The following is an 11,380-nucleotide window of genomic DNA, read 5'->3' as shown; positions in this document are numbered from 1 at the left end:
GGCTGTGTCGACTGTTTCCAGTCGTTTTGTCGTCCCTTGCGACGACTTATACATCATACCAACACACCTTTTTTTTGTCAACACCTTTTTCAAACTTTTTTTCTTTTTTTTCAAACTTTTTTATTTCCCCCGTCAGATCAACGTTTTTGGCACTTATCTCTTTTCTGTTACCATTAACCACTTGTGATTTGTAAGTGAAAAATACATACTTTAAACTGCTATAATTTATATTTTGTTCTTTATAAACAGATATTTTTCAATAAAAATTTACCTTTTTTATCTTTTTACTCCTAATGTAAAAAGAAAAAGTAGACGTACATCTACTTTTTCCAATGTGCTTCTATAAAATCTTCTCGCCCGGATTCTTCATGAGATTGTTTGTAGCGTTCAGGTGATTTTTTATAAAAATCTTGATGATACTCTTCTGCTAAATAAAAGTTTTTAAACGGTTCGATTGCCGTTACAATCGGTTTGTCAAAGCGTCCACTTTCTTCTAGTTGTTTTTTGGAAAGTTCAGCCAATTCTTTTTGATCTTGTGTGTGATAAAAAATAACCGGTCTGTAAGAACTTCCTCTATCAACAAATTGTCCAAAGGCATCCGTTGGATCTGTTAGTTGCCAATAAATGTCTAATAATGTTTCATAAGGCATGATGTCGGCATCAAACTCTATTTGCACAACTTCCGCATGCCCGGTCAGCTGATGTTTAACATCTTCATATTTTGGGTTTTCAACATCTCCACCAGCATATCCTGATACTACTGATATAACGCCTGCTCTTGTGTCAAAAGGTTCTACCATACACCAAAAGCATCCCCCACCAAATGTTGCAATTTGTTTATTCATTATGTACTCCTTTATATTTTTTCGATTTTTTCAATACCACCCATGTATTGCACAAGTGCTTTTGGTACTGTAACACTACCGTCTTCATTTTGGTAATTTTCTAAAATAGCAGCTACAGTACGTCCAACGGCTAGACCAGAGCCATTTAATGTGTGAGCGTAATCTACTTTCCCTGTTTCTTCGTTTCTAAAGCGAATTTTAGCACGACGTGCTTGGAAATCACCACAGTTTGAGCATGAACTAATCTCACGGTATGTGTCTTGCGCAGGAATCCATACTTCTAAGTCGTATGTTTTAGCCGCTGAGAATCCCATGTCGCCTGTGCATAATGCTAATACACGGTATGGTAATTCTAAACCTTTTAAAATAGCTTCTGCATCAACTGTCATTTTTTCTAATTCATCGTATGATGTATCTGGATGAGAGAATTTAACCATTTCAACTTTATGGAATTGGTGCAAGCGAATCAATCCTCTTGTATCACGTCCCGCACTTCCTGCTTCTGAACGGAATGATGGGCTTAACGCCGTGAAGTACACTGGTAATTGTGTTTCTTTTAAAATTTCATCACGATAATAATTTGTTAAAGGTACTTCTGCTGTTGGAATCAATGTCAAATCACGTTCATCTGTTAACTGGAACACATCTTCTTTAAACTTAGGAAATTGTCCTGTCCCAAACATTGATGCTGCATTCACAATGTAAGGTGTTACCATTTCTGTGTATCCTTGTTCATAAATATGCATGTCTAACATATAGTTGTAGCACGCACGTTCTAATCGAGCACCCAGCCCTTTATAGAATACAAATCGACTACCTGATACTTTTGCTCCTCTTTCAAAGTCTAAAATACCTAAATTTTCTGCAACTTCCCAGTGGGCTTTTGGTTCAAAACCAAATGTTTTCGGTGTTCCCCAGCGACGTACTTCCACATTATCTTGTTCATCAGCTCCTACAGGCACACTACTATGAGGCATGTTTGGAATACGTACGAGCATATCTGTTAATTCTTCTTCGATGACAGCTAATCGTTCATCAATCGTTTTGATTTTCTCTCCAACTTCTTTCATTTCAGCGATTTTATCATCAGCATTTTCTTTGTTACGTTTTAGTTGTGCAATCAATTCTGATACTTCATTACGATGTTTTTTTAAATCTTCTGTTTGGACAATCAGTTCGCGACGTTCTTCGTCTAAGGCAATCAATGTATCAAAAATTTGTTCTTCGACACCTCTTGTTTTCCCTAGCTCTTTAAAAGTGGTCACATCTTCTCTAATTTGTTTAATATCTAACATATTTTTTCTTCCTTTCTTTTTCGTTTTTGTTGTTTTGATTAAAATGCAAAAAATCCATTTCGTCCGTTGTCTTAGACAAGGGACGAAATGGATTGATTTCGCGGTACCACCCAGTTTCAAAGTAGTCATATCTACTTTGCACTCAACGGGATTTAACGGTCCCAAGCGAAACAATTTAGTCATATATAAATATGTTTTCAAAGTTTTGTTTTGATGTGTGGATTCACTATATCTCTTTACTAGTTCACAACAACCACTAGCTTTCTGAAAAAGATTCTATAATTACTAGTCACATCACATTTGATTTATTTGTTCTTATTATATAAAACCGTCATTGTATTTTCAATATTTTTTAATGATTTTTTTAAAATAATTCTGAAAAATCAATATCCTCTAAAGTGGTAGATTGATTCGTTTGAATTTGCATTGTTCTAAAATCAAAATATTGGTTCGGTGTTAAACGTACAATGACATTCACTTGTTCTGTATAAAAATTTGGTGTTTTTCTTTTCCAAGCAAACTCAAAAAAGAACGATGCAATGTCAGTAGACGTCACTTGGTCATATCCTAAACAGTGAAATTGTTTAGCTTTTAGTTGAAACCACTCTTCTAATATCATGTTTACTCTGCCGTTGTTTCTTCTTCAACTTCAACATCATCACGTGGTTGTAAGTCTTCTACTGAAACAGTTGAGGTTGAAACAACACGTCCGATCGCACGGCGTTCAAATGTTAAATACACACCTTCACAATCAAGAACGACTGTATCGTCGTTTAATTCTTCTACAACTCCATGTAAACCACCGATTGTGACAATTTCAGTTCCTTTTTGAATTGAATTCATCATTTCTTGCATTGCTTGCATACGTTTTTTTTGTGTTCTTGACATGAAAAACATCATACCACCAACAATAATAATCATTGGTAAAAAATTTAATAATCCTTCCATTTTTATGCTCCTTTAGAAATTTTTAGGGTTTTCTACATTTAGTCCATACTCTTCAAAAAATGCTTGCTTAAATTCAAGCAAATTATCGTCCATGATGGCTTGTCTTACTTGTTTCATCAAATTTAACAAGAAATACAAATTATGATAACTTGTTAGGCGTAATCCAAATGTTTCATCTGCTTTAAACAAATGACGGACGTACGCTCTTGTGTAGTTTCTACATGTGTAACATTGGCATTTTTCGTCAATCGGTCTGAAATCACGTTCGTAAACAGCGTTTTTGACAACTAGGCGTCCTTTACTTGTCATGCATGTTCCATTTCTTGCGATACGTGTTGGTAATACGCAGTCGAACATGTCTACACCACGAATGACACCGTCAATCAATGCGTCGGGAGAACCAACACCCATTAAGTAACGTGGTTTATTTTCAGGCATGACGGGTGTTAAGTAATCTAACACATCATTCATTTCTTGCTTTGATTCACCTACGGATAAACCGCCGATGGAATATCCGGGAAAATCAAGTCCTATCATGTCTTTTGCATGTTGTAAACGTAAATCTTTATAACCGGCACCTTGCAAAATACCAAACAATCCTTGTCTATCTGGATTAGCATGGGCTTTCAGTCCACGTTCAGCCCATCTTGTTGTACGGTTAATCGATTTTTCAACATAGTCATGACTTTCATAAAATGGTGGGCATTCATCAAAACTCATCATAATATCTGGACCAAGTTTATTTTGAATATTGATTGCTTTTTCTGGCGATAAAAACATTTTAGAACCGTTTAAATGATTTCTAAAGTGTACACCTTCTTCTGTGATTTTTCTCATATCACTTAGTGAGAACACTTGGAAACCACCTGAATCGGTTAAAATACCTTGATTCCAGTTCATGAATTTGTGTAAACCACCTGCTTGTTCAACAATATCTTCTCCTGGTCTTAACCATAGATGATATGTGTTGCTTAGAATGATGCCAGCACCCATTTCTTTTAGTTCTTCTGGTGCTATACTTTTCACAGTCGCTAATGTCCCAACAGGCATGAACATGGGTGTTGGAAACGTCCCGTGAGGTGTAATGATTTCTCCTAATCTAGCACCTGTATGTTTTTCTTTTTTTATTAAACGATATTTAATCGCTGGTTCACTCATTTTATCTCTTTCCTAACTCTTCTAATAATAATGTATTCACAATAGTCGGATTCGCTTTTCCTTTTGTTTGTTTCATAATTTGTCCAACAAGGAAGCCAACCGCTCTATCTTTACCATTTTTGAAGTCTTCAATAGATTGCGCATTGTTATCTAAAATACTTTGAATAACAGGACGCAATACTGATGGATCACTTAATTGTACTAAGCCATTTTGTTCCACAACTTCTTTGGCATTACCACCTTTTTCTGCAAGTAATTTAAAGACAGTTTTTCCTAATTTAGAAGAAATTGTACCATCTTCAATTAACTGAATCATTCCAGCTAAGTTTTGAGGAGTTAGTTGAATAGTTGACAATTCTAGTTTAGCAGTATTTAAATAAGCTGAAACATCTCCCATTAACCAGTTAGATGCTTGTTTTGGATCTGCACCTTCTTGCACAGTTGCTTCAAAGAAGTCTGACATTTCTTTTGTTAAAGTTAAGACCATTGCGTCATATTCAGGTAATCCATATTCAGCAACATATCTTTGACGTCGTTTTGCAGGCATTTCTGGGATGCTTTGGCGTACCGTTTCCACCCATTCATCTGAAATAGATAGATGTGGTAAATCTGGTTCTGGGAAGTAACGATAATCACTCGCTCCCTCTTTAACACGCATAAGCACCGTTTCTCCTGTTGCTTCATCGTAACGTCTTGTTTCTTGTTGAATAACACCACCAGAACGCAATACTTTTGCTTGACGTTTTTCTTCAAAAATTAGTCCTTTACGTACATTATTGAACGAATTTAAGTTTTTCAATTCTGTCTTTGTTCCAAACTCTTTTTGTCCGTAAGGTCGAATGGAAATATTCGCATCACATCTCATAGATCCTTCTTCCATTTTTACATCAGAAACACCGGTGTATAAAATAATTTGTCTTAATGCTTCTAAATAAGCATAAGCTTCTTCTGGTGAACGTAGATCAGCTTCAGATACAATTTCCACCAATGGAACACCTTGACGATTTAAGTCTACGTACGAATAGCCGTCTGTACCATGCGTGTTTTTCCCTGCATCCTCTTCTAAGTGCAAACGTTCAATACGGATTTTTTTCTTTTCACCTTTTACATCAATCTCAATCCAACCATCATGTCCTATTGGATAGTCGAACTGTGAAATTTGATAAGCCTTTGGATTATCTGGATAAAAATAGTTTTTACGGTCAAATTTTGTTTCTTGAGATATTTGGCAATTTAATGCTAGTGCAGCACGCATACCAAATTCTACTGCTTGTTTATTCAATGTTGGTAAAACACCTGGGTATCCCCAGTCAACCACATTTGTATTTGTATTCGGTTCTGCTCCAAAATGAGCCGGTGTTGGAGAGAACATTTTAGAATCTGTTTTTAATTCAACATGAACTTCAAGTCCAATTACTGTTTCAAAATTCATTTTTTACTCTCCTTATAGTACTGGTTTTTGTTTATAGTATTGTGTTTCTGTTTCAAATGCTTGTGCCACTTGATACAATGTTACTTCATCATAGTAACGACCAATTAACTGCATACCAATTGGTAATCCATTTTTATCAAAACCTGCTGGCATAGATAAAGCTGGAACACCCGCTAAGTTTACTGGTACAGTTAATAAATCTGCCATGTACATAGCGATAGGATCATCTAAATGCTCTCCAATACCAAAGGCTGTTGTCGTTGTTGTTGGTCCTAAGATAACATCGTATTTTTCAAAAACATCTTCAAAGTCTTGTTTAATCAATGTTCTAATCTGACCTGCTTTTTTAAAGTAAGCATCGTAATAACCAGAACTTAATGAAAATGTTCCTAACATAATACGACGTTTTACTTCTGTTCCAAAACCTTCCGAACGGCTGTTGACATAAACATCTTCTAAATTAGATACATTTTCAGAACGATACCCATAGCGAATACCGTCAAAACGTTGTAAATTAGATGATGCTTCAGATGAAGCAATAATATAATATGCTGGAATACCATATTTAGAATGCGGTAAACTCACTTCTTCTACAATGGCACCTAATTGTCTATATATATCCGCCGCTTTTAAAATACTTTCACGAATTTCTTTGCTAATACCCTCTTGTAAATATTCTGTTGGTAAAGCAATGCGTAATCCTTTAACACTTGTTGTTAATTTTTCAGAAAAATCCGGAACAGATAAAGCAGACGATGTAGAATCATGTTTATCTACTCCACTAATCGTTTGTAAAACAAGTGCATTGTCTTTAACCGTATGCGTCATTGGACCAATTTGATCTAAACTTGATGCAAATGCAATTAAACCATAGCGAGATACACGTCCATATGTTGGTTTCATTCCGATCAAGTTCGTGAATGCTGCTGGTTGACGGATACTCCCTCCTGTATCAGACCCTAGAGATGCTGGTACTTCTAAAGAGGCAACCGCCGCTGCAGAACCACCAGAAGAACCACCAGGAATTTTAGTTAAATCATATGGATTTTTTGTTTTGGCAAAGTACGATGTTTCTGTACTTCCACCCATGGCAAATTCATCCATATTTAATTTTCCGATTGTCACAGCACCCGCATGATTTAATTTTTCCATAACTGTCGCATTATAAATTGGTACAAAATCTTCTAGCATACGACTTGCTGCCGTTGTTTTTAAACCTTTTGTAACGATATTATCTTTAATACCAATTGGTAAGCCTTGCAAGGTAAAGTTATCTTTATCATACCCTTTTTCATCACTTTGTTTTGCTTGCTCTAAGGCTTGTTCTTTGTTTAACGCTAAAAATGCCTCAACTTTTCCGTCCACTTGTGCAATTCTATCGAAAGCACGTTCTGTCAATTCGACAGATGTGATCTCTTTATTGGCTAGAGCTGTATGCATCTCATATAATGTTTCAAACATTATGCGTCACCTCCACCTTCTATCATTGCAGGTACTTTAATGAACCCATCTGCACCATGTGGAACATTTTCAAACAACTCTGTTCTATCGGTTCCTTGTTCTGCAATATCTTCTCTAAATACATTTACAACGGGATACCCATGTGTTGTAACAGGTACACCTGTTGTATCGACTTCGTTTAATTGTTCAACCATGTCAATGATATTACTTAATTTTTCAGTAAATCCTACTATTTCATTCTCTTTAAAAGACAATTTTGCTAGCTTGGCAACATGGTACACATCTTTTTCTGTAATCGCCATTAAATTCTTCCTTTCGATAGTTATACAAAATATAGTATACCATAAGTATTTTAGAAACACGAAACCAAAATACTTTATTTATCGTAAAATATGAGAAAATCCTCACAAAGAGAGGAGATTACTCTCTTTGTGAGGATTTTTTATCTGATAAGTAGTTTTCGATTGATTATATAATAAATAGCTATTAACAAAGCATTCATACCGACTAAAAACACAGTCATATGAATAGCATTCATCACACCGTGTTGTATATCAAATAATATTATCATCCATTTTAACAACACTTCATGATAGTTCACTTCAGAACCAATAAAACCTATACCAAAACTAATGATAAGCAATGTATAAAATAAATAGTTACCGAATTTCACATATAAACTTCCCATTAAAATAGACACCATGGCAATTAAAAATGCTTCAAAAACTAAAATGACAACACCGCTAAATATGTACGTATGATGATAAACGGCACCATCTACATATATACGGATACCTAAGTTTTTTAAAAGGAAGCCACTCACAACGACTAGTATAGACATGGTCATAATCATGGCTATTGCCACTAATAGCGTTGAGAAAAAGAGTTGTTTTCTTGTATATTGATTTCTCAACAAAAACTCAAAATAAGTTGCTACATTGTATCCTATAAAAAAAATACCTATTCCTAAAATACTCACAATATCTATTGTGAAATCTTGTAAGTAGTATCCTACTAAAAAATAAGAAATTAAAGCGAGCGCACTTAATATACTCGATATTATTAGACTTATCTTTAATAGTTTAAGGAACTGAAAGAGGAATAATTGCTGTAGTTTCATACTTATTCTCCTTTATTTCATCACTATTTTTTTATTGATAGCTGCATTTATAAACATAAAACACGCAATCAATCCAAATACAATTTCGACAAGATTAAATGCATGAAAGGCTCCATTTTGAAAACCTGTTAAGCGAATGACTAAAATTACGATTGATTCTTTAAAAAAATACATGAGAATTTCGAGACTAACCGGTAAAGTAAACCACAGTATAACCGCTATTATCACAACTATTTTTTTATTGAATTTTAAATAGAGAAGCCCGATTAGCATACCAATTTGTGTCATCAAAATACCTAAACCAATATAAAATACTTTATCCAAAAAACCAAAAGTATTATAAAAAGAAAGAGCACTTTCATACGGACTAAGTTTATGTAAAGAAAACGCCAGTTGTTCAAAAATCAAATTTTGTGCATACATCATACAAGCCATGATACAAAATGTCGTACAAAAACTAATGTAGATTTGTTTTCGAGTGAATTGATTTGTTAAGAAAAAGGAATAATATTTTATCATTGTAGCACTTGCTATCAGTAATACCGTAATAGAAGTAGTACTCACTGATTTTAATGGAAAAGGAAAAGCAACAATTAACAATGTGAATAAATAAACAAATATGACACTCATTCCATAGAATATTTGTTTTAAAAGAAACTTGCTTGGTGCATGATATACCATCTTAAACAACTCCTTTATCTGTTAATTTCACAAATATTTTTTGTAAGTTAATTGCTGAAACAGTTAGTGTTTCAGGTAAATCATCTTCTACTGTACCTAATATATAAGCAACACTCAATGCTCCTATTGTGTCAATGTCTAAAACATTTTTACCAGCTGCATACTGTTGAACATCTTGTGTGTTTCCAGATATACTATATCCTCGTTCTAATAATGTATCGACATCTTCATCAAGGAGCACTCTTCCTTTATCAATAATAACAACGTGCTCTACCACATGTGCAATTTCTTCAATTAAATGTGTAGCAATAATAATGGTATGTGGTCTATCTTCATATCCTTGTAATAAAAGTTTATAAAATAATTCACGGTGATTGGCGTCTAATCCTAAAATAGGCTCATCATAAATAACATACGGCACATGATTGTTCATAGCTAAGACTAATTTCAAAATCGTTTGGTAACCTGTAGAAAGTTTAGAAGCTTTTTTCTTGAGAGGTAGTCCAAATAATTCTGCATGTTTTAAAGCTTTTTCTTTATCAAAATTAAGATGAAACTGCTGTGTCCAATGTAAAATTTCTTTGACTTTCATATCTTTGGGAAAAGTTGCCTCAGCACTCATGATATAAACATCTTTTAAAACATTCGCATTTTCTGTTAGCACTTCATTGTCGAGTAGTACAGTTCCCTCATCTGCAAATAATTGATTTGTAATAATTTTCATTAGTGTAGATTTACCAGCACCATTTCTACCTAATAAAGCATAAATTTTATCTTCTTGAAAAGTCATACTGACATTCTCTAATACAATAGATTTACCAAAATGTTTTTTTATATTTTTTACTTGAATACTATTCATGAGCAAATCCCTCCTTAATGACTGCAACAACTTCTTCTTGTGTCATGTTTAATTTTTTTGCTTCTTCGATAAACTGTTTTAATAATTTTTCTTTAAATATATCTTTTCTTTTTTCACGAATTTTGTCTTGAGCACCTATTTTTACAAACATTCCCATTCCCCTTTTTTTATACAATATGTCTTCTTCAACAAGTTTATTCATGCCTTTTAATACGGTATGTGGATTGATAGACAAAGATACCGACAATTCTGTAGTTGAGGGAACTTGTTGTTCTTCTTTTATGACACCCGTAAAAATTAAATTTTCTAACTGTTCTGCTATTTGCAAAAAAATTGGAATATTACTCGTTGGATTGATTTGCATATTGGACTCCTTTCTTTTTATTTATCACCCGTTCATTAGTTAGTCACTTAACTAACTAACCGTTTAACTAATTGTAGAATAGAAACTATAGTATGTCAATAGAAAAACAGTGGTTGACCCAATTATGATTTTTTGGGTCAACCACTGTAAAAGATTTATTAGTGCAACACAACGGAATGAAATACTGTTTCGCCTTGTTTTTTATGAATAACGGCTTCTGTTCCACGAACAGATTCGACTTTGATTTTAACGTTGAGATTACTTGCGCTATATGCATTTGCTTTTTCAACTAAAAATTGTGTTAAAGCAATCATTTCAGACTGTCCATAAAATTGTGTTGTCACGGTTATATTCAATTCACTCATTGTGCCGTCAATAAATGTTGCTTCCCCTACAATCCCATTTAAGTTAGGGAAGAAGCTTTCAACAGATTTTTTAAAAGTAGAGAAAACACTGACATCATCTGTTTTATCATTATCTAAGGGAAATAGACGTTTTTCAACATTTACTGGTTTCCATTCAGATAAAGACACACCTGATTTAGATACGGCATAAGATAAGTACGAACCTCGTGAGGCGCCGTTATCAATAGATTGTTTGAATAAACCAATAAGGATAGGGATATTTCCCATGCCTTCTTTCGTTCTAATACGTTCAACAATTTTTGTTGCTGCTTCTTTTCCTAATTCTAATAAATTATTGTCCGATAATAGTGTATCGTTTACTTGCGGATTTAAGGCAATACCAATACTAACACCATTTAACTCATATCCATTATCTACTAAAAGCATATAATCCTGTTCTAAAATAGTTGAGATAGCTTTAGGTGTGTTAGATTTATTTAATCCATCTGGATTTTCTCCATTTTGAACTTGTAACCATTTTTGGATATCTTGATTTGGTAGGTATTGACCTTCTAAAAAATAATATTGATTCGCAGGAAATTGTATTTTAGATAAGTCAGTCAATCCTACTTCAAATTCAGCAATATTGACTGGTGTTAATAATGTCAATGATGCTCCTCTTGTTTTTGATGTCGGATATTTCCCGTCTAATAATATCATTTTATAGTCATTAGCATTATCACTATTATTTGTCACAACAACATTTCCTTCATCGGAGACTTTTTGTGTTTGAGGTGTACTGTTATTTTTAGCACATCCAACAAGGACAAAAAGAAACGCAATTAGCAGTGCTCTTTTATAAAATTTCACTCA

13 protein-coding genes and 1 other annotated feature are annotated in these 11,380 nt (G+C 33.9%); all 13 genes read right to left on the bottom strand.

The genetic code is table 11. The annotated features are described in order from the left end of the window. Positions 1-320 precede the first annotated feature (320 nt). Positions 321-845 carry a peptide-methionine (S)-S-oxide reductase MsrA gene (msrA, locus tag GMA06_RS01085; RefSeq protein ID WP_163561417.1) on the bottom strand — a complete coding sequence of 175 codons (525 nt, stop codon included), beginning with the start codon at positions 843-845 and terminating at the stop codon, positions 321-323. Between the two features lie 11 nt (positions 846-856). Then, positions 857-2,140 (bottom strand): serine--tRNA ligase, encoded by a 1,284-nt coding sequence (serS, locus tag GMA06_RS01080; protein WP_163546590.1) that lies wholly within the window; start codon positions 2,138-2,140, stop codon positions 857-859. Between the two features lie 75 nt (positions 2,141-2,215). Further along, positions 2,216-2,444, bottom strand: a binding site (T-box leader). A gap of 60 nt (positions 2,445-2,504) precedes the next feature. Next, entirely contained in the window at positions 2,505-2,759 is a 255-nt protein-coding gene (locus GMA06_RS01075) for a post-transcriptional regulator (RefSeq protein ID WP_163561416.1), read from the bottom strand. A gap of 2 nt (positions 2,760-2,761) precedes the next feature. Beyond that, positions 2,762-3,088: a preprotein translocase subunit YajC gene (yajC, locus tag GMA06_RS01070; protein WP_163546592.1), complete on the bottom strand. Its 327-nt coding sequence runs from the start codon at positions 3,086-3,088 to the stop codon at positions 2,762-2,764. 12 nt (positions 3,089-3,100) lie between these two features. Further along, positions 3,101-4,246 (bottom strand): tRNA guanosine(34) transglycosylase Tgt, encoded by a 1,146-nt coding sequence (gene tgt, locus GMA06_RS01065; protein WP_163546593.1) that lies wholly within the window; start codon positions 4,244-4,246, stop codon positions 3,101-3,103. A gap of 1 nt (position 4,247) precedes the next feature. Beyond that, positions 4,248-5,678 carry an Asp-tRNA(Asn)/Glu-tRNA(Gln) amidotransferase subunit GatB gene (gatB, locus tag GMA06_RS01060; RefSeq protein ID WP_163561415.1) on the bottom strand — a complete coding sequence of 477 codons (1,431 nt, stop codon included), beginning with the start codon at positions 5,676-5,678 and terminating at the stop codon, positions 4,248-4,250. A 12-nt stretch (positions 5,679-5,690) separates the two neighbouring features. Beyond that, positions 5,691-7,139, bottom strand: coding sequence for an Asp-tRNA(Asn)/Glu-tRNA(Gln) amidotransferase subunit GatA (gatA, locus tag GMA06_RS01055; RefSeq protein ID WP_163561414.1), 1,449 nt, complete (start codon positions 7,137-7,139; stop codon positions 5,691-5,693). Further along, positions 7,139-7,441 (bottom strand): Asp-tRNA(Asn)/Glu-tRNA(Gln) amidotransferase subunit GatC, encoded by a 303-nt coding sequence (gatC, locus tag GMA06_RS01050; RefSeq protein ID WP_163561413.1) that lies wholly within the window; start codon positions 7,439-7,441, stop codon positions 7,139-7,141. Before gatC ends, gatA begins: the two co-directional genes overlap by 1 nt. Before the next feature lie 140 nt (positions 7,442-7,581). Continuing rightward, positions 7,582-8,259: a hypothetical protein gene (locus tag GMA06_RS01045; RefSeq protein WP_163561412.1), complete on the bottom strand. Its 678-nt coding sequence runs from the start codon at positions 8,257-8,259 to the stop codon at positions 7,582-7,584. Between the two features lie 12 nt (positions 8,260-8,271). Then, a complete protein-coding gene (locus GMA06_RS01040) occupies positions 8,272-8,940 on the bottom strand; it encodes a hypothetical protein (RefSeq protein ID WP_163561411.1) in 669 nt (222 codons plus the stop codon). Position 8,941: 1 nt separating this feature from the next. Then, a complete protein-coding gene (locus GMA06_RS01035) occupies positions 8,942-9,799 on the bottom strand; it encodes an ABC transporter ATP-binding protein (protein WP_163561410.1) in 858 nt (285 codons plus the stop codon). Further along, positions 9,792-10,163, bottom strand: a complete 372-nt coding sequence (locus GMA06_RS01030; RefSeq protein ID WP_163561409.1) for a GntR family transcriptional regulator — start codon at positions 10,161-10,163, stop codon at positions 9,792-9,794. The genes GMA06_RS01035 and GMA06_RS01030 overlap by 8 nt, the downstream gene beginning before the upstream one ends. Before the next feature lie 158 nt (positions 10,164-10,321). Then, the gene (locus tag GMA06_RS01025) at positions 10,322-11,377 is read right to left on the bottom strand and encodes a CamS family sex pheromone protein (RefSeq protein ID WP_163561408.1); all 1,056 of its coding nucleotides are present in this window, start codon (positions 11,375-11,377) and stop codon (positions 10,322-10,324) included. Between the last annotated feature and the right edge of the window lie 3 nt (positions 11,378-11,380).

It is taken from the genome of Granulicatella sp. zg-84, assembly GCF_010892375.1.
Classification (GTDB): domain Bacteria; phylum Bacillota; class Bacilli; order Lactobacillales; family Aerococcaceae; genus WM01.
Note: the sequence above shows the minus strand (reverse complement) of the source record. Positions and strands in the feature narration are given on the sequence as shown.